At 72.7% G+C, this 25,004-nt stretch carries 20 protein-coding genes and 2 pseudogenes; 13 read left to right on the top strand and 9 right to left on the bottom strand.

Features of this window, described 5'->3' with window-relative positions:
• The first annotated feature begins 130 nt into the window (after positions 1-130).
• Both ACIQRL_RS10910 and ACIQRL_RS10905 read left to right on the top strand, forming a co-directional pair.
• Positions 131-1,111, top strand: a complete 981-nt coding sequence (locus ACIQRL_RS10910) for a zinc-binding dehydrogenase (RefSeq protein WP_401329910.1) — start codon at positions 131-133, stop codon at positions 1,109-1,111.
• An 80-nt stretch (positions 1,112-1,191) separates the two neighbouring features.
• Complete coding sequence (locus ACIQRL_RS10905) at positions 1,192-2,691, top strand: MFS transporter (RefSeq protein ID WP_401329907.1); 1,500 nt, start codon at positions 1,192-1,194, stop codon at positions 2,689-2,691.
• Positions 2,692-2,776: 85 nt separating this feature from the next.
• Here the strand turns inward: ACIQRL_RS10905 and ACIQRL_RS10900 are convergent, their stop codons facing one another.
• From ACIQRL_RS10900 to ACIQRL_RS10890, 3 genes and pseudogenes are all read right to left on the bottom strand, one after another.
• Positions 2,777-4,183: an NAD(P)/FAD-dependent oxidoreductase gene (locus ACIQRL_RS10900; RefSeq protein ID WP_401329904.1), complete on the bottom strand. Its 1,407-nt coding sequence runs from the start codon at positions 4,181-4,183 to the stop codon at positions 2,777-2,779.
• Positions 4,184-4,202: 19 nt separating this feature from the next.
• Positions 4,203-5,074: pseudogene (locus tag ACIQRL_RS10895) on the bottom strand (IS200/IS605 family accessory protein TnpB-related protein); the annotation flags it as partial.
• An 85-nt stretch (positions 5,075-5,159) separates the two neighbouring features.
• On the bottom strand, positions 5,160-5,816 hold the full coding sequence (locus ACIQRL_RS10890) for a rhomboid-like protein (RefSeq protein WP_401329902.1): 657 nt from the start codon (positions 5,814-5,816) through the stop codon (positions 5,160-5,162).
• 149 nt (positions 5,817-5,965) lie between these two features.
• On the opposite strand from ACIQRL_RS10890, the gene ACIQRL_RS10885 reads away from it, so the two are divergent.
• Positions 5,966-6,445: a GNAT family N-acetyltransferase gene (locus ACIQRL_RS10885; RefSeq protein WP_401329900.1), complete on the top strand. Its 480-nt coding sequence runs from the start codon at positions 5,966-5,968 to the stop codon at positions 6,443-6,445.
• A gap of 209 nt (positions 6,446-6,654) precedes the next feature.
• Positions 6,655-9,534 (top strand): AfsR/SARP family transcriptional regulator, encoded by a 2,880-nt coding sequence (locus ACIQRL_RS10880; RefSeq protein WP_401329898.1) that lies wholly within the window; start codon positions 6,655-6,657, stop codon positions 9,532-9,534.
• 316 nt (positions 9,535-9,850) lie between these two features.
• Here ACIQRL_RS10880 and ACIQRL_RS10875 read toward each other — a convergent pair.
• From ACIQRL_RS10875 to ACIQRL_RS10865, 3 genes and pseudogenes are all read right to left on the bottom strand, one after another.
• Positions 9,851-10,396: pseudogene (locus tag ACIQRL_RS10875) on the bottom strand (sigma-70 family RNA polymerase sigma factor); the annotation flags it as partial.
• Between the two features lie 182 nt (positions 10,397-10,578).
• A complete protein-coding gene (locus tag ACIQRL_RS10870; RefSeq protein WP_401329896.1) occupies positions 10,579-11,448 on the bottom strand; it encodes a hypothetical protein in 870 nt (289 codons plus the stop codon).
• Between the two features lie 11 nt (positions 11,449-11,459).
• Positions 11,460-12,305, bottom strand: coding sequence for a transglycosylase SLT domain-containing protein (locus tag ACIQRL_RS10865; RefSeq protein ID WP_401329894.1), 846 nt, complete (start codon positions 12,303-12,305; stop codon positions 11,460-11,462).
• Positions 12,306-12,929: 624 nt separating this feature from the next.
• Between ACIQRL_RS10865 and ACIQRL_RS10860 the strand changes: the two genes are divergently transcribed.
• The 8 genes from ACIQRL_RS10860 to ACIQRL_RS10825 all read left to right on the top strand — a co-directional run bounded on the left by ACIQRL_RS10860 (position 12,930) and on the right by ACIQRL_RS10825 (position 21,488).
• Entirely contained in the window at positions 12,930-13,520 is a 591-nt protein-coding gene (locus ACIQRL_RS10860) for a hypothetical protein (protein ID WP_401329891.1), read from the top strand.
• Positions 13,517-13,798, top strand: a complete 282-nt coding sequence (locus ACIQRL_RS10855; protein WP_401329888.1) for a hypothetical protein — start codon at positions 13,517-13,519, stop codon at positions 13,796-13,798. The genes ACIQRL_RS10860 and ACIQRL_RS10855 overlap by 4 nt, the downstream gene beginning before the upstream one ends.
• A 78-nt stretch (positions 13,799-13,876) precedes the next feature.
• Positions 13,877-14,164 carry a hypothetical protein gene (locus ACIQRL_RS10850; protein WP_355977472.1) on the top strand — a complete coding sequence of 96 codons (288 nt, stop codon included), beginning with the start codon at positions 13,877-13,879 and terminating at the stop codon, positions 14,162-14,164.
• 18 nt (positions 14,165-14,182) lie between these two features.
• Positions 14,183-14,935 carry a hypothetical protein gene (locus ACIQRL_RS10845; protein WP_401329884.1) on the top strand — a complete coding sequence of 251 codons (753 nt, stop codon included), beginning with the start codon at positions 14,183-14,185 and terminating at the stop codon, positions 14,933-14,935.
• Between the two features lies 1 nt (position 14,936).
• Entirely contained in the window at positions 14,937-16,163 is a 1,227-nt protein-coding gene (locus ACIQRL_RS10840) for a hypothetical protein (protein WP_401329881.1), read from the top strand.
• 221 nt (positions 16,164-16,384) lie between these two features.
• A complete protein-coding gene (locus ACIQRL_RS10835) occupies positions 16,385-17,878 on the top strand; it encodes an SCO6880 family protein (protein ID WP_401329878.1) in 1,494 nt (497 codons plus the stop codon).
• A 314-nt stretch (positions 17,879-18,192) separates the two neighbouring features.
• Entirely contained in the window at positions 18,193-19,692 is a 1,500-nt protein-coding gene (locus ACIQRL_RS10830) for an ATP/GTP-binding protein (RefSeq protein ID WP_401330798.1), read from the top strand.
• The gene (locus ACIQRL_RS10825) at positions 19,689-21,488 is read left to right on the top strand and encodes a type IV secretory system conjugative DNA transfer family protein (RefSeq protein WP_401329876.1); all 1,800 of its coding nucleotides are present in this window, start codon (positions 19,689-19,691) and stop codon (positions 21,486-21,488) included. Before ACIQRL_RS10830 ends, ACIQRL_RS10825 begins: the two co-directional genes overlap by 4 nt.
• Here the strand turns inward: ACIQRL_RS10825 and ACIQRL_RS10820 are convergent.
• Both ACIQRL_RS10820 and ACIQRL_RS10815 read right to left on the bottom strand, forming a co-directional pair.
• The gene (locus tag ACIQRL_RS10820) at positions 21,406-22,680 is read right to left on the bottom strand and encodes a DUF418 domain-containing protein (protein WP_401329873.1); all 1,275 of its coding nucleotides are present in this window, start codon (positions 22,678-22,680) and stop codon (positions 21,406-21,408) included. The two genes, ACIQRL_RS10825 and ACIQRL_RS10820, sit on opposite strands and share 83 nt — an antisense overlap.
• A 13-nt stretch (positions 22,681-22,693) precedes the next feature.
• A complete protein-coding gene (locus ACIQRL_RS10815) occupies positions 22,694-23,086 on the bottom strand; it encodes a hypothetical protein (protein ID WP_401329870.1) in 393 nt (130 codons plus the stop codon).
• 162 nt (positions 23,087-23,248) lie between these two features.
• Here ACIQRL_RS10815 and ACIQRL_RS10810 point away from each other — a divergent pair, with 162 nt between their 5' ends.
• Complete coding sequence (locus tag ACIQRL_RS10810; protein ID WP_401329867.1) at positions 23,249-24,283, top strand: NlpC/P60 family protein; 1,035 nt, start codon at positions 23,249-23,251, stop codon at positions 24,281-24,283.
• 139 nt (positions 24,284-24,422) lie between these two features.
• On the opposite strand, the gene ACIQRL_RS10805 is transcribed toward ACIQRL_RS10810, so the two are convergent.
• Positions 24,423-24,953, bottom strand: a complete 531-nt coding sequence (locus tag ACIQRL_RS10805; RefSeq protein WP_401329864.1) for a DUF4913 domain-containing protein — start codon at positions 24,951-24,953, stop codon at positions 24,423-24,425.
• Between the last annotated feature and the right edge of the window lie 51 nt (positions 24,954-25,004).

Below are 25,004 nucleotides of genomic sequence, written 5' to 3'. Positions count from 1 at the left end.
AAGAGTGGTTACTCACCCGACCTCGCGAGACGCTCCCGCGGCCACACGGACCTCGCGGACCTCGCGGGGTCTCACGGACCTCGCGAGACCCCGCCGCCTCGCAGACCTCGTAGATGCTGAGGAGCCCCCGATGTACGCGATCCGCCTGCACGCCTTCGGTCCCGCCGAGAACCTCGTCCACGAACGGACCGAGGACCCCGAGCCGGGTCCCGGCCAGGTCCGTATCGCCGTCGCCGCCGCCGGCGTCCATCTCCTGGACACCGCCCTGCGCGCGGGCATGCGGGGCGGCCCGGCCCCGGCGCCCACCCTGCCGACCGTCCCCGGCCGCGAGGTCGCCGGAACCGTCGAGTCCCTCGGCGAGGGCGTCGCCGCACTCTGGCTCGGCAGGCGCGTCGTCGCCCACCTCGGCTTCGCGCCCGGAGGCTACGCAGAGCTGGCCGTCACGGATGTCGAGCGCCTCCGCGACATTCCCGCGAACCTCGACTTCGCCCAGGCCGTCACCATGATCGGGACCGGCCGTACGGCCATGGGGATCGTGCAGTTCGCCGAGTTCGGCCCGTCCTCCGTGGTCGTGGTGCCCGCGGCGGCGGGAGGCATCGGCACGCTCCTCGTGCAGTACGCGCACCACGCGGGCGCGACCGTGGTCGGCCTCGCGGGCGGCCCGGAGAAGGTGGCGCGGGCCCGCGCGAACGGCGCCGATCCGGCCGTCGACTACACCGTGCCGGGCTGGCCGGAGAAGGTCCGTGCGCACCTCGGCGGCCGGGCGGCGACCGTCGTGCTCGACGGCGTCGGCGGCGATGTCGCCCGGGACGCCGTCGGACTGCTCGGCCCCGGCGGCCGGCACATCGTCTTCGGCTGGTCCGGCACGGGCATCCGCGGCGGCTCCCCGTACCTCGTGGAAGGGGTGTCGGAGCAGGTGCTCGGCCCCGTGATGATGCGGAAGGCCGGCGGACCCGACCCCGTACGAACCCTGGAACTGCGGGCCCTGGCCGAGGCCGCGGCCGGGCGCCTCACCCCGGCCGTCACCCGCTTCCCCCTCGCCGAGGCCGCCTCGGCGCACCGGGCCCTGGAGAACAGGGCCACGATCGGAAAGGTGGTGCTGGAACCATGACCGCGAGCCCGTGGAACGCGTCCGGCGAAGCCATGTCGTCCAAAGATGCGACTGGTCCTGATTCATGGTCTTCTGAGCGAATGAGTGTCACCCGGACAGGTGAACCAGAGTCGCCCGTGGGCCCCGACCCCCACCGCTGGTGGGCGCTGGTCGTCATCGCGCTGGCCCAGCTGATGGTCGTACTGGACGCGACCATCGTGAACATCGCTCTCCCCTCCGCTCAGCACGACCTCGGCATGTCCGACGGCAACCGGCAGTGGGTCATCACCGCCTACACGCTGGCCTTCGGCGGGCTGCTGCTGCTCGGCGGCCGGATCGCCGACCTCGTCGGCCGCAAACGCACGTTCGTCATCGGGCTGATCGGCTTCGCCCTCGCGTCCGGGATCGGCGGCGCGGCCACCACGTCCGGCATGCTGTTCGGCGCCCGCGCCCTCCAGGGTGCCTTCGCCGCCCTGCTCGCGCCGTCCGCGCTGTCCCTGCTGACCACGACGTTCACCGATCCGAGGGAACGCGGTAAGGCCTTCGGTGTCTACGGAGCGCTGGCGGGCTCGGGTGCGGCGATCGGCTTCATCGTGGGCGGCCTGCTGACGGAGTACCTGAACTGGCGCTGGTGCCTGTACGTCAACATCCCCATCGCGGCCATCGCGGTCATCGGCGCGTTCGGGCTGCTGCGTGACCGGCCGGGCTTCAAGAACGTCCACCTCGACGTGCCCGGCGCGGTGCTGGGCTGCGGCGGACTGGTGGCGATCGTCTACGGGGTCAGCGAGGCGAATTCGCGCGGCTGGACGGACCCGCTGGTGCTGGGCCTCATCGCGGGCGGAGTGGCGCTGCTGGTGGCGTTCGTGTGGTGGCAGAACAGGGCGCCGAGCCCGCTCCTGCCGCTGCACATCGTCAAGGACCGCAACCGCGCCGGCTGCTTCCTGACGATGGGACTCGCCGTCATCGCCCTGTTCGGCATGTTCCTGTTCATGACCTACTACCTCCAGGTCATCCTCGGGTACTCGCCGGTGAAGACCGGTCTCGCGTTCCTGCCGCTGACCGTCGCGATCATCATCGGTTCGACACAGATCTCGGCGCGGCTGCTGCCCCGTGTGGCGCCGCGCACGCTGATGGTCCCGGGTGCGGTCCTCGCCGCCGGCGGCATGGTGATCTTCACGCAGCTCACGGTCAACTCCGACTACGCGGGCCAGCTGCTGCCCGGCCTGCTCCTGATGGGTCTCGGCATGGGCCTGGTCTTCATGCCGGTCTTCGCCACCGCGACCGCCGGGGTCGCCCCGCAGGACGCGGGCGTGACCTCCGCGACGGTCAACACCTCGCAGCAGGTGGGCGGTTCGATCGGCACGGCCCTGCTGAACACCATCGCCACCACCACCAGCACGGCGTACATCGCCGCCCATCTCCACAACCCCGCCCAGAAGGCGCTGATCGTCCGGGAGGGCGTCGTCCACGGCTACACCGTGGCCATCTGGTGGGCCACCGGCATCCTGCTGCTGGCCGGTCTGGTCGCGGGCCTCATGGTCACGGCGAAGGCCCCGAGGCACGCGGCCACGGGCGCGGCCGTCACCGAGTCCGTGGGCTGACGGCTGCGGCTCCGTTCCCCGGCGGGGGCTCCCGCGCCCGACCGCCGGGACCGGCGTGACCGGCGCCACCGGCCGTCCGTGCGGGTCAGTGGCGCCCCGACACCCGGTCCGCGACCTGGGCCAGCCGGGACGACTCGGGAGTGCGGGTGGTCAGTTCGCGGCGGTCCGCGGTGCGGTAGGTCGCGTACATGCCGTGGACGCCGATCCAGCGGAAGGGCTCCGGTTCCCACTTGCGGACCTTGTGGTTCACCCAGGGCAGGGCGGTCAGGTCGGTCGCGCCCGCCTGGCCGGAGTCCTGCCGCACGAGGTCGCGCAGGGTGCGGGCGGCGAGATTGGTGGTGGCGACGCCGGAGCCGACGTAACCGCCGGCCCAGCCGAGGCCCGTCGCCCGGTCCAGGGTGACCGTGGCGCACCAGTCGCGCGGGACGCCGAGGACGCCCGACCAGGCGTGGGCCACCTGGACGCCGGTCAGCGACGGGAAGAAGCGCACGAGGATCTCGTACAGGGCGTCGACGGTCGCCGGCTGGGTGCGGCCGTCGTTGTCGGTGCGCGAGCCGAAGCGGTAGGGGACACCGCGGCCGCCGAGCGCGATGCGGTCGTCGGCGGTGCGCTGGGCGTACATGTAGGCGTGCGCCATGTCGCCGAGCGTCTCGCGGCCCTCCCAGCCGATCTCCGCCCACTGGCCGGCGGTCAGCGGCTCCGTCGCGATCATGGAGGAGTTCATGGGCAGCCAGGTGCGCTTCTGGCCCTTGAGGTTCGCGGTGAAGCCCTCGGTGCAGCGCAGGATGTAGGGAGCGCGGACGGTGCCGTACGGCGTCACCGCGTGCTGCGGGCGGATCTCGGTCACCGGCGTCTGCTCGTGGATGGTCACGCCGAGCGCCTCGACGGCCGCGGCGAGGCCCTTGACCAGCTTCACCGGGTGCAGCCGGGCCCCGTGCGGGGTCCAGGCCGAGCCCACCGCGTCGGCGACCCGGATCCGCTCGGCGGTCTCCTTCGCGCCGTACAGCTCGCGGTCCGTCTCGCCGAACGACAGCTCGTGCGCGTGGAAGGCCTTGAGCCGGGCCAGCTGGGCCGGCGTGTACGCCACTTCGAGGACGCCGCCTTGGTGGATGTCGGCCTCGATGCCCTCTTCGGCGGCCACCTCGACGACCTCGCGCACGGTGTCGTTCATGGCCTGCTGGAGGCGTACGGCCGCGTCCCGGCCGTGCAGCTTCGCGTACCGGTCGCGCCCCGCGATGCCGTTGTAGAGCCAGCCGCCGTTGCGCCCCGAGGCGCCGTAGCCGCAGAACTTCTGCTCCAGGACGGTGACGCGCAGGGAGGGGGCCGCCTTCTTCAGGTAGTACGCGGTCCACAGTCCCGTGTAGCCGCCGCCGACCACGACGACATCGGCGGACGCGTCGCCGGGCAGCGGCTCCCGGGGGGCGGGGAGGCCGTCGTCCGCGTACCAGAAGGAGATGCCGCCGTTCACGGTTTTGCTCGCCGAGCTGTTCATGGCCGGACGCTAACCGTTCCTAGGGACTGAGCGGAAGTGAGTCCTGTTGCCAGAACCCCTGCTCAGCCGAACGCCCCGGACGGTGCTGGGTGTTCTGGTTGCCCGCGTTCGCTCCGCGTCCGGGCGGCACGGATCGTGTCCGTGGTCCGGGAATGCGGGGGCGGCCCGCGGCCGGAGGTCGCTGATGAACATCGCCTCACGTCCCGGAGAGCCCGGTCGGGCCTGGACGGTCCGATGCCCGTACCCATCGCTCTGGTGGGTACGGGGCGGTGCCGTCCGACGCCTGATCGGATGCCCCAGGGCGCGCCTTCCGATGGCCACGGCGGCCGCGTCGTGGCGGGTGGCTTTCCTGGTGGTGCTGGTGAGGGGTTTCTGCCAGTGCTGGGCGCCCCACCTGCTGGTGTAGGCGGGGTCTACCGCGACCAGCGGGATGCCGAGCTCGGTCGCCATCGACACCAGGCGGGCGCGCAGCCGGGCCACGGGCATCCCGGAGATCAGCTGGCGGAACTTCTTCCGGCGGCCGTGCTTCTCCCGGCTGGTCTCGGCGGTGAAGTCGAGGTCCTCGACCGCGATCGCCAGGTGGTGGCGGGTAGCCCAGTGGAGCAGGCGGGTCAGTGCGTGGCGTACCTGGGCGTCGCGGTGGTCGGCGGTGCCGGACAGGTCGTAGTCGAAGCGGCGCGGGGCGCCGACCGGATTGCCGTGCGCGTCCAGCCGCCAGGCCGCGAGGTGGTCGGCATTGGTGTCCACCCCGATCAGGCCACCGGCCCGGACGGCCGTCAGGGGCACCGTCTGGACGGGAGGGAGGGTCCAGGAGGCGGTCAAATACCAGCGCCGGCGGCCGGTGTCCTCGTGAATGCGGTAGGCCACCGCCCGGTCGCCCTCGACCCGGTCACGCCTCTTGGCCCTGTACGAACGAAGACCATCGGCGCTCACTCACGCACGCCGGAACACCCTCATGCCAGTCACCGAGCAGCAGTTACCGACCCCGGGGAGTATCGGCTGTCTCCTTAGGATTCCATGCTTTTCCGCGCCCTCTGGCCAGCGGATAACAGGCGAGACCGATCAGGACGGAGGTGAAATGCCCGAGATCGGTGAAGGCGCGCGAGGTCATGAAGGGAATCCCGTACACCGCCAGAACGATCACCAGATACAGGTACCGCCAGGGCGTGGCGATCCGGTAGGTGAGCACGCCGACCACCCCCGCCAGGGCGTAGCTCACCCCGACGTCGAGCGTGTCGACGGCGGAGTGCGGTGCCACGCCGTGCTTGATCGCCCAGAGCAGCGCCCCCTCGCTGACCAGCGTCGACAGGACATGCGCGGCCGCGTTGACCGCGAGCCAGCGCGCGGTTCCGAGCCAGCGTTCGGCCGGCGCCTGGAAGAGGGTGTACAGCACGGCGTACGGCACCCAGTGACCGCCGTCGATCCACATCGCGCTCGCGAAGAGCACCCGCACCGGGTTGTTCGACAGCTCGTGGATGTTCGTCGAGCGCTGGCGCAGGAAGTCCTCTTCGAAATCCGGAGACATGTGGTGCAGGGCGACTGTCGTGATGAAAAGAATGGTCAGCCAGATGTATGTGCCCGGCGCGCCGCGCACATACATCCACACCCTGTGGAAGACCCGGTCAATGCGCATGGCCCGATTCACCCATGCCCGCAGTGTCCCTCGTGCGATCGACATTCCGGACGAGCCGCCCGCGTCGCGGGAACTTCCGGCGGAGCCCTCCGGCGGAGCCCCCCGGCCGAGCCCCCTCCGGCGGAGCCCTCCGGAGCTAGTCTCGGCCCATGATCCGTACCGCGACTCCCGACGACATCCCCGTCATCCACGCCCTGGTCCGTGAACTCGCCGAGTACGAGAAAGCCTTGGAGGAGGCGCGGGCGACGCCCGAGCAGTTGCGCGAGGCGCTGTTCGGAAAGAATCCGGCCGCGTACGCGCACATCGCGCAGGACGACGTCACGGGTGAGCCGGTCGGCTTCTCGCTGTGGTTCCTGAACTTCTCGACCTGGCGCGGCGTCCACGGCGTCTACCTGGAGGACCTGTACGTACGCCCGACCGCGCGCGGCGCCGGACACGGCAAGGCGCTGCTCACGGAGCTCGCGCGGATCTGCCGGGAGCGCGGTTACCAGCGTCTGGAGTGGTCCGTCCTGAACTGGAACCGGCCCTCGATCGACTTCTACGAGTCTCTGGGCGCGCGCCCGCAGGGCGAGTGGACGGTGTACCGGCTCACGGACGAGGCGCTGGAGACGCTCGGAAAGCGCGGCTGAGGCCCGTCGCTTCCCGGGATCCGGGGGCGCGACCCGCCGACCTGGCCGATCCGCCGAGCCGCAGAGCCGCAGAGCCGCCGATCTGCCGCGTACACGGCACGAACGATGAAATTGGCCGAATCGACAAAGTGTTCGTACCGTGCTGGCTACTCTCTGGTGCTGTGAAGGTTACCGATGGTGCGGAACTCCGTTTCTCCCTACTGGGCCCGATGCGTGCCTGGCGGGGCGAGACGGAACTGGCACTCGGCTCCCCGCAGCAACGGGCCGTGCTCGCGGTGCTGCTCCTGCGCCGCGGGCGTCCGGCCGGTGTCGGCGAACTCGTCGACGGCATCTGGGGGCACGACCCGCCGACCGGTGCCGTCCCCGCGCTGCGCACCTATGTGTCGCGGCTGCGCAAGCTGCTGGAGTCCGAACGGACCCCGGGCGACCCGCCCCGGCTGCTGGTGTCCATCGGTGACGGATACGCGCTGCGGACCGAGGAGATCACCAGCGATCTCGCCGAGTTCGAGGAGAACCTGGCACGGGCCGAGGGGTTCCGCGCCCGGGGCGACAGCCGCGCGGCGGCCCGGCTGCTGAGCACCACGCTCGCCGGCTGGCACGGCACCCCCCTGGCCGGCGTTCCCGGCCCGTTCGCGGAGACCGAACGGGCGCGGCTGACCGAACGGCGACTGACCGCCCTGGAGTACCGGATCCGGGTGGAGCTCGAACTCGGCTGCCACGAAGCGGTGTTGCCCGAACTGGTGGCACTGCGCGCCGCGCAGCCGCTGCGCGAGGCCGTGTGCGAACTACTGCTGGTGGCCCTGTACCGCTGCGGGCGGCAGGCCGAGGCCCTGGAGGTCTACGCGAGCACCCGCCGCACGCTCGTCGACGAACTCGGCATCGAACCCGGCCCGTCCCTGCGCGCCGCGCACGCACGGCTGCTGGCCGGGGACGCGGACCTGTCGCCGCCGCCGGTCCCGGTACCGGCCGCGGACACCGGGGACGGCCCGGACCCCGAGCAGCCGGACGACCCCGACCGGGACGAGCGCGTACGGACCACCACGGGTGACGTACACCCGTCCCAACTCCCGGCCGACCTGGCCCTGTTCAGCGGGCGTGACATCGAACTCGGACGGGTGGACGCGCTGTTGCCCGCCGAGGACCATCCGGACACGGCCGTCATCGGCCTCATCAACGGTATGGCGGGGGCGGGCAAGACCACTCTGGCCGTGCACTGGGCACACCGCGTCGCCCACCGCTTCCCCGACGGCAGCCTCTATGTGAACCTGCGCGGATACGACCAGGGCGGCTCGGTCATGGACCCGTCCGAGGCGCTGGAGACGTTCCTCGTCGCCCTCGGGGTGGCCCCGCAGGCCGTCCCCGAAGGGCTCGACGCGCAGGCCGCCCTCTACCGCAGCGTCCTCGCTCGCCGGCGCGTCCTGATCGTGCTGGACAACGCCCGTGACAGCGGGCAGGTACGCCCGCTGCTGCCCGGCACACCGGGCTGTCTCGTCATCGTCACCAGCCGCAGCCGGCTGACCGGACTGGTGGCAGGCCACGGCGCCCACCCGCTGACCCTGGGCCCGCTGACCACCGGCGAGGCCCGCGCGATGCTCACCCGGCGCATCGGCGCCGCCCGGGTGGAAGCCGAACCGGAGGCCGCCGACGCCATCGTCGAGCTGTGCGACCGGTTGCCGCTGGCCCTCGCCATCGTGGCGGCGCGGGCCGCCCACCACCCCGGATTCCGGCTCACGGACATCGCCGGGGAACTCCGCGAGACCCACGGAAGCCTGGACGCGTTCACCGGCGGCGACGCCCACACGGACGCGCGCGCCGTCTTCTCGTGGTCGTACCACGCGCTGCCGTCGCCCGCCGCGGAACTGTTCCGCCGGCTGTCCCTCCACCCGGGCCCCGACATCAGCACGGCGGCAGCCGCCGCGCTGGCCGCGGTGCCCCCGCGCCCGGCCCGCGCGCTGCTGGCCGAACTCACCGGGGCCAGCCTGCTCGGTGAGCACGCGCCCGGCCGCTTCGCCTTCCACGACCTGCTGCGCGCCTACGCCCGCGAACTGGCCGGCACCGAGGACACCGCGGAGCGGCGCGGCACGGCGCTGCGCCGCATGCACGACCACTATCTGCACACCACCCACCACGCCTCCGCGATCATCAGCCCGCTCCGCGAGACCCTTCCCCTGCCGCCCAGCACAACGGACGGCGGCACGGTCCGGTTCACCGGACCGAAGAAAGCCATGCAGTGGCTGCGCACGGAACGGCACGTCCTGCGGGCGGTCGTCGAGCACGCCGCCGCCCACGGCTACGAGGACCACGCCTGGCGCACCGCCGTCGGCCTCGACCTGTACTTCGACCGGCTGGGCTTCTGGCACGACCTGATGGAGATCAACAGTGCCGCGCTCCGGGCCGCCCGGGCCGTCGGCGACCGTCTCGGCGAGGCGCACGCCCTGCGCGGTCTGGGCTTCTTCCACACCCGGTTCGCACACTCCGCCGAGGCGCGGCGGGACCTCGGCCGGGCGCTGGAGCTGTTCCGGGCCGAGGGCGACGCGTTCGGCGAGGCACGCACCCGGCGCTGCCTGGCCTACCAGGCCAACGGGGAGAGCCGGTACACGGTGTCGCTGGACCACTACGCGCACGCCCGCGAGCTGTACCGGGCCAAGGGCGACACGAGCAGCGAGGCCATCGTCCTCAACGAGGTCGGCTGGACGTACATCCTGCTCGGTGAGCACGACAAGGCGCTGGAACACTGCGAGAAGGCCGTCGCCCTGCACCAGGAGATCGGCAACCCGACCGGCGAGGCCGGGGCACAGGACAGTGTCGGCTACGCCCACCACCAGCTCGGCCAGTACGAGGCCGCCGTCGAACGCTTCGAGCACGCGCTGGCGCTGTACCAGGAGATCGGCGACCACTATCTGGAGGCCGACACCCTGCGCCACATCGCCGACTCCCGGCTCGCCGCCGGGGACCGGGACGCGGCGATCGGCGCCTTCAGGGCGGCGCTCGCCCTCCTGGAGGAGAACTCCCACCCGGAGGCCGCCGACCTGCGGCAGACCCTGCTCGACCTGAACGCCTCCGAACCCGGAGCGAGCGGTCCGGCGTGAACGGAGGGGTCGGGCCCGGCCGGATGCGATCGGGCGCGGCGGGGCCGACCGGGGTGAGACCGGGTGCGTCGGGACCGACCGGGGTGAGACCGGGTGCGTCGGGACCGACCGGATCCGATCGGGCGCGACGGGACCGACCGGGCCGGGATCAGGCGCGGGCGGGTGTGGTCCGTGGTCAGGCTGCCGCCCGGACCGGCTCCCGCCCCTGCTCGTACCGCTGCTCCTGCTCCTGCTCCTGCTGCCGATCCGGGTCCTGCCCCCGCTTCTGCTGCCGCTCGGGCTCCTGTTCCTGCTCCCGCGGTCGGCCGTCCTCGTCCGCGAAGACACCGTGTTCGCGCAGCGCCAGCCGCAGACTGCGCAGCGCGTAGTACACCCGCGACTTGACCGTGCCCTGCGGGATGCCCAGCGCCTCGGCCGCCTCCTGGGTGGTGCGGTCCTCGAAGAACGTCGCCCGGATCACGTCGCGGTGAGCGGGAGTGAGCGTCCGCAGGGCCTCCCGCACCACGATCGACGACAGCATCCTCTCGATGTCGTCCACCTCGGCGCCCAGCTCACTCAGCCAGGTGGCGCCGCCTATCTCCAACGGCCGCGCCATCCGCGTCCGGTGCGCGTCGATGACAAGGTTGCGGGCGACCCGGAACATCCAGGGGCGTACGGCCATCCCCTCGTCGTCGGCCAGGTTCCGCTTGTTCCAGCAGCGCAGCAGCGTCTCCTGGATGACGTCCTCGGTGCGGTGCGTGTCCCCGCCGAGCATGCGCAGGACATACGTGTAGAGCGCCGGGCCGTGTTCCAGGTAGAGGTCACGCAGCGCCCGTTCCTCGGGAGAGACCGCGCTCGCCGATCCGATGACCATGACGTTCATGGTGTGCTCCTGTCCTTGGGATGACCGGCCCCGGTCAAGGGGGACCTGGGGTCGGGGCCTCCTGGGGAACGGAGTGTTCCGAGGGGTGTTCCACGTTCGTTTGACGTCGGGTCTACGAAGTGATGGACGAGCTGGTCGGGTCGGGTGTGACCGGCGGTACGCGTGAGGTCGCGCGCGGTGACTCAGACGTACGCCTCCAGTGCGTCGACCTGTCCGCGGACCTGACCGACGAGTGCCGCGTAGCCGGGGGGCAGCAGGCCGTGCCGGTCCAACGTGTGCCACATGTGCAGGAGTTCGCGCCCGTGGGCGACGACGGCCCGGTCGTCGTCGAGCTGCTGCCAGGCCGCCGCGGCCCGCGCCACCTCCGCGGGTGCCCTGCCGTCCCTGGCCCGGCACCGGATCCGGGCCACGGCCAGGGCCAGCACGATGGCCTCCCGGTGGTCCCCGCGCAGGTGCGCGAGGTACGCCTCGACGGCCCGCGCCTCCACGGCGTGCGGGTGCTCGGCGCCCATCGAGGCGGTCAGGCTCTCGCGCAGCGCGGTCGCGTCGGCGAACGCCTCGTCGAGCCGGCCGTCGGCGGCGAGCGCGTTGATACGGCCGATCCGTTCGGTGAGGCCGTCGGGGAGACCGCTGGTGACGGCGGGCGCGGCGACGGCGCCCGGGTCGGGTACCTCGGCGCGGGCGGCGGCCGTGGCGCGGGCCCGGGCGACCGCGGTGGCGACGGCGGAGGCGGTGTCCGCGTCGGAGGGGGGAACGACGACGGTGGCGACGGGAACGGCCGCCGCGGGAGCCGCGGGTCCGGGCTCGTGGGACGGCTCCTCCTCCGGTTCGAGGACGCGGCTCGAACCGTCCGGCAGTACTTCCAGGACGAAGCGGGCGGCGCCGGGGCTGTCGTAGACCGTCGCCACGACGGCGCCCGCACGTTCCTCCGCGTGCCCCTGCAACCGGTCGAGGACGGCCTCGTGCACGGACTGGCCGGGCGCCGGAACAAGGGTGTGTCCGTCGATCTCGGCGAGCCCCTCGCCGGAGATGTACACATCGAAGTGGGCCACGGCTGTCCTCCTCATGCGGCGGTCTGGGTGGAAGTGGTGACGGGCGTGCTCGTGGTCGTGGTCGCGTCAGGGGTGGGCGTGACGCCCGGGGTGGCGCCCGAGGGAGGGGCGCCGATTCCCTGGTACTTCGCGAACTGGGCGCGGATGGCGAGGACATAGCCCTGGGCCTCGTTCGTCTGCGGCACCCCCTTGGCCGCGTGGACGGCGTCCATCCCGACGTCGTAACCGGCGAGGGCGAGGTCGAGGACGGTGTTGGTGGTGCCGTTCCCGTCGCTCTGGTTCACCTCGCCGTTGTCGACCATCTGCTGGCCCTGCTTGGCGAGTTCACACAGGTAGCGGCCCTGCGCCATGATCGAGTCCTTCGCGTCCAGGGCCGAGGTCTTGCCGTTGCCGTCGTCGTCCTTGCCGTACTGCGTGAAGATGTCGGGCGGTAGCTGCGAGAGGCCCTGCTCGCCGTTCGGGCCGACCAGGGCGCTGTTGAAACCGGACTCCTTCTCGATCTGCGAGGCGATGACGATCGGGCCGATGGCGCCGCACAGTTCACCGGCCTTCTGAATCGGGTCCACCAGGTCCGCGGGGACGGTGGAGGTGTCGAGCTGACCCTTGCCGTCGCCCTGGAAGATGCCGAGCGACTGGTCCGCGTCGGCCTGGCTCGGGGGACTGCCGCCTCCGCCGTGGAACAGCAGGTACAGCGCGATGAGCGGCGCGAGCAGAACACCGAACCCGCCCAGGACCACGACGACGACCAGCGTTCCGGCCAGGGCGAGCGGCGACAGCAGGCAACCGCAGCCGGTGCCCGCGATGATCCCGTTCCTGACGGCGGTCGACGAACCGCCTTCTCCGCCTTCTCCGCTCATGGGCGCCCGCCTTCTTCCCTCCGCCTTGAACCGCTGTGGCCACATGGCCCGTTGTGCTGTCCGACGGGCTCGACAGATCGAAACGGCGCCCGGAGCAAATAAGTTCAAACCAGTGGAAACCAGATGAGCCAGAGCAGCGGATCAGCAAGCGAAGAGGGGGGCGGGGCACACATGGGCACTCCTTCGGCAATGCCGTCGGGCCCGGGGTCATGGGTACGGGGACCGAAGAACCCGCAGCCGACGCCGCCGGAAGCGCGGCCCGCTCCTGACACCGACGGAACCGGCCGGCCGGCGGCGCCGGGCGGACCGGTCACCCCGGTGCCACCGGCCGGTACCCCGGCCCCCAGCGGGGGGCCGGTGCTTCCCACCGGACAGCCCGCGCACCCCGAGGGCCCCGGTCCCGCGGGCCATCCCGCATCACCACAGGCCCACGCGGCTCAGCCGGTGTCACCACAGGCCCACGCGACCCAACCGACGTCACCGCAGGCCCGTGCCGCCCAGCCGGCGTCCGCGCAGGACCGCGCGGTCCGGTACGCGCCGGAACAAGTCCCCGCGGCTCAGCCGGTGTTCGCTCCGGCCCCGGCGGTTCAGCACACGTCACGTCAAGTCCGCGCCGCCCAGCCGGTGTTCACCGCGGCTGCGCAGGCCCCGCCGGTCGCGCTCCGGCCCAAGGCGGTCTCGTCGAAGTCCGCTCCCGGGCGGCGCTCGGCGCCCGCCGCCGCCGACGCGGAGGCGGCCTGGGGTCAGTCGAAGCGGCCCAGGGCGACGCGCGGGACGTCGCGCGACGAGGTCGGCTGGGTCAAGGCGCACGGCGGGTCCGGCGCGACCTCGCTGGCCGAGGCGTTCGGCGGGGTGGAGGTGGGAGCCCGCTGGCCGGACCCCGCCCGCGGCGAGCCACGCCGGGTCGTCCTGGTCGGCCGGACCAGCGCGCGCGGACTGCGGTCCGTCTCCCAGGCGTTGGGCGCCCTCACGGACGGCAACGCCCCGCAGGGCCTCGAACTGCTGGGCGTGGTCCTCGTCGCCGACGCCCCCGGACGGCTGCCGCTCGGTCTGCTGCGCCGCGTCCGCGTGCTCCGCTCCGTCGCCCGCGTGCACCGTGTGCCGTGGATACCGGCCTGGCGTACGGGCGGCCGCCCGAAGTCCGTCCCCAGACAACTCGTCACGCTCGCCAAGCTGGTGGGCGGCGAGCTCTACGGCGAGGGAGCCGTGTCGTGACCCACCCCCTCCTCGACGCGCGGTTCCTGGCCGCCTACACCCCGCCGGTGGAGGCCGACACGATCCTCGGCCTGCTGGCCTGGTGCGCCTCGGCCTGTGGCGTCGGCGGACTGATCATCGTCGGCATCCAGATGGCGCTCCAACTGCGCCGCGGCGACCCCGGCGAGGGCGGCGAGCACTTCCGCGGCGTCTTCTTCGTCACCCTGAGCTGCCTGGTCGCCACCTGCGCCGGTCCGCTCGTCGCGGCCCTCGGCAGCCTCCAACTCCTCGGCCCCTGACCCAGCACACCCAGTCGTACAGCCAGTCACCTTCCCGCCCACCGCTCGTGCCGGGCGCCGAATCCCTCGGAGATCCTCATGTCCTCTCTGCTCTACGAAGCCTCCAACATCCTCGCCGCCGGCGTCCCCCAACCCGCCGCCAACGCCCCCGGCGAACTCACCTCCAAGGTCAACACCGTCCTCGGCATAGCCGCCTGGGCCGGCACCGCCGCCGGTGTCGCCGGCGTGCTGATCACCGGCGCGATGATGGCCGTCTCCGTCAAGCGGGGTGAGAGCTCGGAGCACATGAGCCGGCTCGGCATGGTGCTCGGCGGCTGTGTCCTCGTGGCCACCGCGGGCCCGCTGATCAGCTTCGTCTTCGCGTAGGCCCGGCGGACGGTCGTGATGTTCAAACGCAGGGAGCGCCGGATCGCGGAGTCCGGTCCGTACTACAAGCAGCGCGGTTGGCAGCTGTCGGCGGGATTCCTCGGCATCGTGGTCGTGGTGGGCGGGATCGTCACCATGTTGTCCGGCCCGGACACGACCACGGCCCATGCGAACGCCGCGGCCTCCGAAGGCCCGCTGGCCGGCGCGTCCGCCACGAAGGACGGCCGGCCCCACGGCTGCCGTACCGACGACAGCGCGGGCGCGGCACTGCCGCAGGCCGCGCCCAAGGACGTGAGCTGGCGCACGCTCGGTGTCGCGCGGGTGCCCGTCTCCGTCTCGGCGGGGCCGACCCGCATCCAGGGGCCCCTGTGGTGGTGTTACGCGCACACGCCCACCGGGGCCGCGCTGGCCGCCCACATCATCCCCTCGCAGATGAGCGGATCCGACTGGCGCACCGTCACCGAGCAGCAGGTCGTCTCCGGGCAGGGCCGCAAGATGTTCGAGTTCCAGCGCGGCACCGTCCAGAGCACCGACAGCCAGAACAGCGGTACGGCCGTCGCCTCGTACACCGGCTTCTCGGTGACCTCGTACACGGACACGGCGGCGACCGTCCGCCTGCTCCTCAAGAGCGCCCAGGGATACGCGGCGACCGACATCTCCCTGCTCTGGAGCGGCGGCGACTGGAAGGTCGAGCCCGACGACAACGGTTCGCTGCACACGCCGGTGTCGGCCGTCCAGAGCACCAACGGCTTCATTCTTTGGGGGGTTTGACGTGAACTGCACGTCCGGGAATCCGGTCATCGACCTGGTGAAGGGGTTCTTCAGCTTTCTCGGCGATCCCATCGGGACCATCGTCGACCTGATCGCGAAGACCATCCTCGCGGGCGCGGTCGCGGTGTTCGCGGCGCTGACCACCAACGTCCCGACGCTGGAGCAGACCCAGACGTCGAAGGACATCAGCAGCGACACCCAGTGGATCGTGGTCTACCTCGCCGTCGGCTCGCTGCTCTTCGCCGCCTGCCGCATGGCCATCGAGCGGAAGGGCGACGCGGGCCGAACGGCGCTGAAGGGCATCATGCGCGTGGTGCTCGTCTCGGGTGCCGCCACCACCGTCGTCGTGGCCGCCGCGGCCGTGGGGGACAGCTACTCCAACTACCTGTTCAACAACGCCGTACGGGATTCGCTGAGCAACGTCGGAGCGTGCTCGGACGGCAGCGGGATCCAGTCCTTCCTGCTGCTGGTCCTCGCGTTCCTGCTGCTGATCGCCGGGATCGTCCACACGGTCCTGATGTACATCCGGCTCGGCGTGATGATGCTGCTCCTCGGCACGCTCCCGCTGGCCGCCGCCGCCTCGATGACGGACTGGGGCGCCGGCTGGTGGCGCAAGCACATCGGCTGGATGATCGCCTGGCTGCTCTACAAACCCGCGGTCGCCCTCGTCCTCAACGCGGGCATGGCGATGATCAACTCGGGCAAGAACAGCGGCACCGGTGACACCGCCACCATCAACACCCGGATCGCCGGCATCGGCGTGATGCTGCTGTCCGCCATCGCGCTGCCCGCGCTGCTGAAGCTCATCGTTCCCGCGACGGCCGCCATGGGCACCGGCAACCCCATGTCCAGCATCGGACAGGCGGGCTCCAGCCTGGCCAGTGGCGCCGTCCAGCTCGGCGGCAGCCGCGGCGGCTCGGGCGGCGGCGGGCAGATGGGTCCGAGCGGAGCGACCGGATCCGGCGGCTCGGGCGGCTCGTCCGGTGCGGGCGGCTCCTCCGGCGGGAGCGGAGAGGCCGGCGCGACCGGATCGGGTGGCGCGGCCGGGGCGGGCCGGGCCGGTGCCTCGGGTGCCGGAGCGGCCGGCGGGGGTGCGAGCGGCGCGGCAGCGGCGGCCGGACCCGCGGGTGTCGCCGTCCTCGCGGCGGTGGCCGCGGCACAGGTGGCGAGTTCCACCGTCTCCGGCGCCGTCGAGGGCGCCGACGGCGAACTGGGCCACAACAAGTGATCCCCGGGGAGACGGCGGCGTCCGGACCGCGTGCCCGGCGCGGGCGCGACCGGTCGTCACCCGCGGGCGGCCCCCGCCGGTGACCGGCCGACTCCCCGTCGTCTCCCCTCCCCGACCCTCCCCCCCCATGAACGGCCGCCGGGCTCCCGCTCCCCCCTGGGAGCCCGGCGGTCTCCCACCGCCGCGCCGCCCCCGTCACTCCACGAAGGGAAACCGGACTCATGTCCACGGAAGCCGTCATCCATCCGACCTACGGAAACTGGCGCAGGCCACGGCGGCCGGGGCTCGGACCGCTCGGACTCGTCGGCACCTTCGGGGTCTTCGGCGGACTCGTCGTCACCCTGCTGGCGTCGCTGATCTCGCTGTACGCGGCGCTGGTCGTGCTCGTACCGGTCGTCGTGTTCCTCGTGCCGCTCGCCATCCGTACCCAGGACGGGCGCAACGTCTACCAGTTGATCACCCTGCGCATCGGATGGATGCGCCGCAAGGCGAAGGGCGCGCACCTCTACGTCTCCGGCCCGCTGTCCGCCCGCCCCGGTGGCCGGTTCCGCCCGCCGGGCCTGCTCAACAAGGTCACCGCGACCGAGGGCCGGGACGCCTACGACCGCCCCTTCGGCGTCCTGCACCACCCGGTCCGCAACCTGTACACGATCGTCCTCGGCTGCGACCCCGACGGCGGTTCGCTCATCGACCCGGACCAGGTCGACGTCTGGGTCGCGCTGTGGGGCGAGTGGCTGGCCCGGCTGGCCCACGAACCCGGTCTGCGCGGCGCCACCGTGATCGTGGAGACCGCCCCCGACCCGGGTACCCGGCTCGCCCACGAGGTGCTGCCCCGCATCCACCCCGACGCTCCGCCGGCCGCCCGCGCGGTCATGGAGGAGGTCGTGGAGCGGTACCCCAGCGCGTCCTCCGAGATGCACACCTACATCACCCTGACCTACGGCATCCCGCCGGGCCAGCGGCGCAAGAAGGACGACGTGATCACCGATCTCGCCATCCGTATCCCGGGCCTGCTCAGCGGGCTCGTCGCGGCCGGCGGCGGTGCCGCGTACCCGCTGTCGGCCGAGCGGATCGCCGAGGTCGTCCGGGTCGCCTACGACCCCGCCGTCGCCGCCGACGTCCTCAACGCCCGCGCCCAGCAGGGCGGAACGGGTCTGGAGTGGGACGACGCGGGGCCCGCCGCCGCCGTCGAGACCGTGAACAGCTACCAGCACGACTCCGGCGTCTCCCGGACCTGGATGCTGACCCTGGCGCCGCGCGGCACCATCCGCTCCTCGGTGCTCCGGGGCATGCTGGAGGCGGCCCCCGGCACCCGGCGCAAGCGGGTCGCCCTGGTCTACCGGCCCATCGACCCGGCCACCTCGGCCCGCATCGTCGAGGCGGACCGACGCAGCGCCCAGTTCATGGCGTCGTCCGGCAAGGGCATGGTGCAGGCCCGCGCGGCCTCCGAGGTGAGGGCGGCGGAGCAGACCGCCGCCGAGGAGGCGTCGGGCGCCGGACTGGTCGAGTTCTCGCTGATGCTGACGGTCACCGTCGACAGCGTGGAGGAACTGGCGGACGCGAGCGTCACCGTCCGCAACCTGACCGCCGCGTCCCGGGTGCTGATGCGGCCCGCGGACCGGATGCAGGCGGCGGCGTTCAGCTGCACCCTGCCCGCCGGAATCCTCCCCTGGGAGCAGACCCTCGTCCCGCACGAACTTCAGGAGGCGCTGTGAGCCGGCGCGAGCAGAAGCAGGCCGAGCGGGCCGACCGGCTGGCCGAGGAGCAGGCGCTCAGGGCACCTGCCCCCGGCGGGACCGGCGCGGAGCCCTGGGCGCAGACGTCCGGACGGAAGAAGCAGTCCAGGGCGGGGAGCTCCGGCGGCCGGGACGGCGGAACGGGCCTCGCCCCCGCCACCGTCCCGTCGGGCAGCCCGCCCGAGTCCGCCAGGTCCGCAAAGTCCCCCAAGGAGAAGACTCCGGCGAAGCCCAAGGAACTGTTCGTCCCGCACCGCGGCTGGTACGGCGTGGGCGGTGGGCGCGTCGGCTACATGGACCCGCCCACCATGTGGCGGGCAACTACCGTGCAGGCCTGTGGCATGTGGCCCTTCGCCGCCGGTTCCGGCTCGCCCATGACCGGGGTCCCGCTCGGGCAGCACCTGTTCACCGGCGCCACCGTGTGCGGCGACCCGCTGAACTGGTTCACCCGGGCCCGCTACATCTCCAACCCCTCGCTGTTCATGCTCGGCATGCCGGGCCTGGGCAAGTCCACCCTGATCAACCGGATGCTGATCGGGCTCGCCGCGACCGGTGTCGTCCCGCTCGTCCTCGGCGACCTCAAGCCGGACTACGCCGACACCGTCCGCGCGCTCGGCGGCCAGGTGATCTCCATCGGCCGCGGCCGGGGCGGCATCAACGTCCTCGACCCGGGTGCCATGGGCGAGGCCGCCGCGAAGATCGGCGGCGAGGCCGGCGAGGTCCTGAAGGCCGAGGCCCACGGCCGCGTACTGAACATGGTCGCCGCCCTCATCACCATCGTCCGCGGGCGGCCCATGGACGACCACGAGCAGTCCGTGCTCTCCGCCGTCCTGCACCATCTGCGCGAGCGCACCGTCGGAGGCCGCGCGCTGCTGCTGCCCGACGTGCTGCGGGTGCTGACCGAGGGCCCGCCCCGGGTCCGCGCGGTCACCCTCGACCGGGGTGACGACGCCCGCTACCGGGACGCCGTCGACCCGCTGCACCGCTCGCTGCTCGGCATCCTCGACGGCCCGCTCGGCGACACCTTCGCCTCCGAGACGTCCACCCGGATCGACCCGGACGCGCCCGCCGTGTGCATCGACATCTCCGGCATCGGCGAGGCGGACACCCAGCTCACCGCCGCCGCGATGCTCGCCGCCTGGTCCGACGGACTCGGCACGGTGGCCGCCTCGCACGCCCTCGCGGACGCCGGACTCGCCCCCAGGCGCTGGTTCTTCACCGTCCTCGACGAACTGTGGCGCCCGCTGCGGGCCGCCTCCGGCATCGTCGACCGCATCGACGCGCTGACCCGGCTGAACCGCTCGCTCGGCCTCGGCGACGCGAAGATCACCCACACCCTCAAGGACGCCGAGGCGCTCGGCACCGACGCCGACCGCGCCAAGGCCCGCGGCTTCGTCGAGCGGGCCGGGATGGTGGTGTGCGCCGGGCTGCCGAAGACCGAGATGGAGGACCTCGGCAAGGTGGTCGGCCTGTCCCGGCGCGAGATCGAACTCGTGTCGTCCTGGTCCTCACCGCCCGGCTGGGGCGTCAACGGCGACAACGAGGAACCGCCGGGCCGCGGCCGCTTCCTCATCAAGGTCGGCGGCCGTCCCGGCATCCCCATCAAGGTCGCCATCACCGACGCGGAGCGCCGGCTGCACAACACCAACACCCGTTGGACGACCAACGAGGAGGCAGTCGAGCAGGCCGCCGCCCGTGCCGCCGAGCAGGTGGCGCGGGCCGCCCAGGAAGGTGTCCACGGATTCCCCGGCACTCCCGGAACCGAGGCGGCGGCCGGGCGGTGGACCGCGTGAGCGCCTCCCGCGGCGGTGGCGGCGACCCGCACGACCTGCTGCCGTGGGCCATCGTCGCCCTCGCCGGCACCGGTCTGCTGATGTTCACCGTGGCCTGGTCGGGCGGCACTCTGGGGGCCGGTCTCTCCGGCAACGGCTGGGACGCACCGCCGTTCGCCCTCTCCACCGTCACCCACCTGGTCTCCGACGGACCGGGCGCGCTGTGGCCCACGGCGCCGGCCGCCGCCGTCTACGCGGGCATGCTCGGCCTGCTGGCGCTCGTCGCGCTGCCCGTCGCCCTCGTCGTACGCCTCTTCATGGACCGTTCGGCCCGCCCCAAGGGCCTGGCCGGGCGCCGTGAACTCGCCGCCATGTGCCCGAAGGGCATCGAGGCCCGCGCCCGCGAACTGCGCCCCGGGCTCAAGGGCCGCGACCAGGTGCACCCGGACGAGACCGGCAACCTCCTCGGCGACCTGGATCCCAAGGGCCCCGAGCTGCGCAGCAGTTACGAGGACGTGGAACTCGACCTCATGGCACCCCGGGCCGGCAAGTCGACCGGGATCGCCGTGCCCCGGGTGCTGCGCGCCCAGGGCGCCGTCCTGCTCACGTCCAACAAGGCCGACGTGTACGCCGTCACCCGCGCCGAGCGCGCGAAGGCGGGCACGGTCTGGACGTTCGACCCGCAGGGCATCGCCCACACCCCGCGGGCGATGTGGTGGAACCTCCTCGGCGAGTGCCACACCATCGAGGGCGCCCGCCGGATGTCCGGTCACTTCGTCGCGTCCGTCAACGACGACACCGCGAAGAAGGACTTCTGGATCTCGGCCGCCCAGAACACGCTCACCGCGCTCTTCCTCGCCGCCGCGCGGGGCCGGGCCCCGGTGACCGAGATCCTCGCCTGGCTCGCCGACCCCGCCGACCGCGCCCCGATCGACCTCCTGCGCCAGGTCGGACTCGTCGCGATGGCCGAGCAGTTGCAGGGCACGGTGCGGGGCGCGGTCGAGACGCGGGACGGCATCTACGAGACCGCCCGGCAGACCGTCTCCTGCCTCCTCGACCCCGAGATCCTCGCCTGGGTCACCCCTGACCCCGACCTCCCGGAGTTCCGTCCCGACCGGCACGTCCTCGGCCACGACACGCTCTACCTGCTGTCCAAGGACGGCGGCGGCTCGGCGGCAGGCGTCATCGCGGGTCTCGCCGACGCGACCATGCGGGCGGGAGTCGTCGCCGCCGAGCGCATGGGCGGGCGCCTCGACCCGCCGCTGACCGCGGTCCTCGACGAGGCGGCGAACGTCTGCCGCATCTCCGATCTCCCCGATCTGTACTCGCACTTCGGCTCCCGTGGCATCAACGTCGTGACGCTGCTCCAGAGTTACCGACAGGGAGCCCGGGTGTGGGGCGAGGTCGGGATGGACGCGCTGTGGAGCGCAGCGACCATCAAGCTCCTCGGCGCGGGCCTGGACGACGCCGACTTCGTCCAGAAGATCTCCACCCTGGTCGGCCAGCACGACGTCAGGACCCCGAGCATCTCGCGCAGCAAGGACGGCACGTCACGCTCGTACTCCTACCGTCAGGAGGCCGTCCTGCCGCCCGACAGGATCCGCGCGCTGCCCAAGGGCACGGCGCTGCTCCTCGCGACCGGGGTCAGGCCCGCCCTGATCCGGCTGCGCCCCTGGTACAAGGAGCCCGGCGCGGGCGTCATCTCGGCGGCGGCGAAGGCGGAGACGGCGGCGATCACGGAACGGGCAGCGGGCCGTCTGCTGCCGGGCGTGGCCCTGGAGAAGACGGTCCCGGGGCGGGACGCCGCGCCAGCGTGACCGTGCGCAGCACCAGTTCGGCGGGCCCGTACCGGACCCGGTTCATCAGCCAGGCGCCGAGGGCCAGTTGGAGGCCGTACAGCGGCACGCAGCCCGCCAGGACGACGGCCGTGCCGACACGGTCGTAGAGCCCGAGGCCGTACCCGGTGAACACGCAGGCCAGGACCAGCGACTGGGTGAGGTAGTGACTGAGCGCCATGCGCCCGGAGGCGGCGAGCACGCCCGCCGCCGGGCGCAGCGCGTCGGCCAGCAGGAGCACTCCGCACGCGTACGACACCGTGAGGGCCGGCGCGGTCAGCAACGACACCGCGTGGCCGACCAGGAACCACCGGCTGTCCAGGGGCCCGTTCGCGCAGCACGCGGTGACCGCGCCGCCGGCCAGACCGACCGGCAGCCACCGTGCGGCCGTCCGCCGCAGCCACACCCGGTCCCGCCCGCGCCGCTCGACCAGTCCCGCCTTCGCCGCCGCGAGTCCGGCCAGGAACGCGGCCAGCATGTCGGGGGCGTACATCAGGTTGGCGCCGAGCGCGGTCGGCAGTTCACGCAGGTGCGCCCCGATCACCGACAGGGCACCGCCCCGGTAGGCGGCCACGGCGTCCGCGACCTGCGGGGCGTACCGGGCCGGGGTGAGCGGCTCGGTGAGGGCGACGGTCGCCAGCCCGTACCCGAGCAGCAGGACGGCCAGGCCCGCCACCAGACAGACCGCGACCCGCAGGGCGGCCCGGGGGCCGAGGTCGCGCAGGCCGTAGAGCACCAGGGCCAGAGCGGCGTACGTCATGAGGATGTCGCCGGGATAGAGCAGCACGGCATGCGCGAGACCCAGTGCGAACAGCCCGGCCGTACGCCGCAGATGCTGCGCGGCGAACGCGGCACCCGCCTTCCCGGCGGCACGCCTCTGGAGGACGAAGCTGTAGCCGAACAGGAAGGAGAGGAGCTGATAGACGGTGGTGGTCGCGGTCACCGCCCACGCCGCCGCCCGGTCGATGCCGGAGGCGTCGGGGCCGCCGCCGAACGCCGTGTAAGGACCCGCCATGAGCTGGGCGTTGACGAGCAGGATGCCGAACAGGGCGAACCCGCGCAGCACGTCGACCCCGTGAACCCGCCCGAGGCCGTCGGATCCGCCCCCGCCCCGCCGCGCCGCCGCCGCGCCCCGGCTCACGACGAGCCCCGGCTCACGACGAGCCCACGACACGGGTGCAGAGGGCTCACGACGAGACCACGACGCCGGTGCCGAACGCCAGGGTCGAGGACAGGAACCATCCGAACGACGGCGCCAGCAGATACCGCAGCGTCCACAACCGGGCCGTGGCCGGCCGGTCCTGCGCGTAGACCACGGGCACGCTGCCGCCGACCGGCGGCAGCCCGCACAGCGGCCCCCGCCACCCCGGGTCGAAGATCAGCCCCCGCCCCAGGTGGTCGGAGAACACCACGAGCCCGCCCCACCGCCGGTCCGACGCCTTACGGGGCGTCACGTGGCCCATGACCCGCAGTCCGCGCACCCACAGCCGTACGGCCCCCAGCGCCGACCGTGTCGCCAGCGTCAGAAAGCCGAGGCCGAACCCCGTGCACAGCGCCAGCAGCACCAACTCCGCGCCCATACCGATCCCTTCGTCCGCGAAACCGCACCTGGGACGCACAACGGGTCGCGCGTCCGGCCGGTTCACCCCCCGCTTTGAACCACCGGACGCCACTGCCCCGTTGTGGTGACGACCCCGCCCCGCACACCCCACGCGACGCCCACGAAAGGAGCTTCGGCACAGATGAGACGGACTCTGCGCGCACACGGCCACCGGACGGCGGCGACCGTCACCCTGGCCCTCGCCCTGACGGCGACGGCCCCGCAGCCGGCCCGGGCCGAGCCCAGCACCCTCACCGAGGTACGCGCCGAACTCAAGCGCCTCTACCACGACGCGGAGGTCGCCACGAACAAGTACGACGCCGCCGACGAGAAGGTGGGCGAGCAGGAGAAGCGCGTCCACACGCTCCAGGGCCGGATCGAGGCGGCCGAGTCGAGACTGGGCCGCCTCACCTACCTGGCGGGGGCGGCGGCCCGCGCCCAGTACCGGGGCGACAGCCTGCCCGCCGAGATGCAGTTCGCCCTCTCCGACAACCCCGAACGCGCCCTGGACAACGCGTCCTTGGCCCGGCAGGCACAGCAGGCCACCCAAGGCGTGCTGACCGCCCTGAGTGCCACCCGCAAGGACCTGGGGACCCGCACCGACGAGGCCGCGGACGAACTGAGGAGTCTGCGGGCGAGCCGCCGCACCAAGGACACCGAGCGCCAGGCGATCGAGAAGCACATCGACGACGCGAAGAATCTGGAGTCACGGCTGGAGAAGAAGGAGGTCGAGCGGCTCGCCGCGCTGGAGAAGCAGGAGGCCGCCGACGCCCAGGCGAAGTGGGTGGGCACGGGCATCCTCGAGAAGGTCGGCACCGACGCGACCCCGGCCGGCAAGAAGGCCATCGCCTTCGCCACCCAGCAGCTCGGCAAGCCCTACGTATGGGGAGCCGAGGGCCCCGACTCCTTCGACTGCTCCGGCCTCACCTCGCAGGCCTGGCTGGCGGCGGGCCACCCGATCCCGCGCACCTCGGAGGAGCAGTGGCGCCGGCTCAAGCACGTCCCCATCGAGGACATGCGCCCCGGCGACCTCATCATCTACTTCGCCGACGCCAGCCATGTCGCCCTCTACATCGGCGGCGGCAAGATCATCCAGGCTCCCCGGCCCGGCCGCTGGGTGTACGTCTCCCCGGCCGCGTCGATGGAGATCCTCGGGGTGGTCCGGCCGGACGCCTGACCTTCGACGCACACGAGGACGAGGACAGGGCACAGGACGGGGACGCGGAGAGGGAGGAAAAGGACCGGGACGAGAACGGGGACGAGGGGCGAGCCGCCGTGGCCCGCCCCTCGTTCCGCCGGAACGCCGAACGGGTCCGTCAGCCCTGGGCGGGCCGCGGCCCGGGCGGCGGCCCGAACGGGTCGACGGCGTCGACGGCGGGCACCTCCTTGGGGCGGTGCGAACCCGGCTTGCAGCCGGCGAACACACCCGACGGGTCGCGCAGGTTCTGCATGATCGGGCCCAGGAAGTCCCGGTGCCAGCTCGCCGGGCCGCTCAAGCCGGACTCGGAGCCGGTGTCGCTCAGCTCCCCCCAGGCGAGCCACAGCCCGTGCAGCTGGGCCACCGCCTCCGGGTGCTCCCACCAGCGCGAGCACCACAGGGCCATGGAGGTGACCTCCCGGCCGTAGACCGGCAGCAGCACGTGGTGCACCCACAGGGTGAGCTGCCGCAGCGCCCGTCCGTACTCCGGCGACTCCAGATAGAGGATGAACTTCGGCGCGGGGGACGGTGGCGGACTGCCCTGCGGGGCCTGAGCTGCGGATTCCGGGGAAGGTTCCGGGGGCGCTGCCCGGGAGGGTTCCGGGGGCGCTGCGGTCGCCTGCTCGGCGTCAGGCGTCTGGACCGTCATGGCGCTCCTTCCTGATGTGCGGTGAGAGCCGCGTCGGACAGTGGTCGAGGA

It is taken from the genome of Streptomyces sp. NPDC091209 (assembly GCF_044757755.1).
Taxonomy (GTDB): domain Bacteria; phylum Actinomycetota; class Actinomycetes; order Streptomycetales; family Streptomycetaceae; genus Streptomyces.
This window is presented reverse-complemented; position numbering and strand designations above follow the sequence as displayed.

Bases quoted from the DNA above. Each gene is read 5' to 3' on its own strand.
- ACIQRL_RS10910 (WP_401329910.1), top strand. From the start codon at position 131: ATGTACGCGATCCGCCTGCACGCCTTCGGTCCCGCCGAGAACCTCGTC.
- ACIQRL_RS10905 (WP_401329907.1), top strand. From the start codon at position 1,192: ATGAGTGTCACCCGGACAGGTGAACCAGAGTCGCCCGTGGGCCCCGAC.
- ACIQRL_RS10900 (WP_401329904.1), bottom strand. From the start codon at position 4,183: ATGAACAGCTCGGCGAGCAAAACCGTGAACGGCGGCATCTCCTTCTGG.
- ACIQRL_RS10890 (WP_401329902.1), bottom strand. From the start codon at position 5,816: ATGCGCATTGACCGGGTCTTCCACAGGGTGTGGATGTATGTGCGCGGC.
- ACIQRL_RS10885 (WP_401329900.1), top strand. From the start codon at position 5,966: ATGATCCGTACCGCGACTCCCGACGACATCCCCGTCATCCACGCCCTG.
- ACIQRL_RS10880 (WP_401329898.1), top strand. From the start codon at position 6,655: ATGCGTGCCTGGCGGGGCGAGACGGAACTGGCACTCGGCTCCCCGCAG.
- ACIQRL_RS10865 (WP_401329894.1), bottom strand. From the start codon at position 12,305: ATGAGCGGAGAAGGCGGAGAAGGCGGTTCGTCGACCGCCGTCAGGAAC.
- ACIQRL_RS10850 (WP_355977472.1), top strand. From the start codon at position 13,877: ATGTCCTCTCTGCTCTACGAAGCCTCCAACATCCTCGCCGCCGGCGTC.
- ACIQRL_RS10845 (WP_401329884.1), top strand. From the start codon at position 14,183: ATGTTCAAACGCAGGGAGCGCCGGATCGCGGAGTCCGGTCCGTACTAC.
- ACIQRL_RS10835 (WP_401329878.1), top strand. From the start codon at position 16,385: ATGTCCACGGAAGCCGTCATCCATCCGACCTACGGAAACTGGCGCAGG.
- ACIQRL_RS10830 (WP_401330798.1), top strand. From the start codon at position 18,193: ATGGACCCGCCCACCATGTGGCGGGCAACTACCGTGCAGGCCTGTGGC.
- ACIQRL_RS10815 (WP_401329870.1), bottom strand. From the start codon at position 23,086: ATGGGCGCGGAGTTGGTGCTGCTGGCGCTGTGCACGGGGTTCGGCCTC.
- ACIQRL_RS10810 (WP_401329867.1), top strand. From the start codon at position 23,249: ATGAGACGGACTCTGCGCGCACACGGCCACCGGACGGCGGCGACCGTC.
- ACIQRL_RS10805 (WP_401329864.1), bottom strand. From the start codon at position 24,953: ATGACGGTCCAGACGCCTGACGCCGAGCAGGCGACCGCAGCGCCCCCG.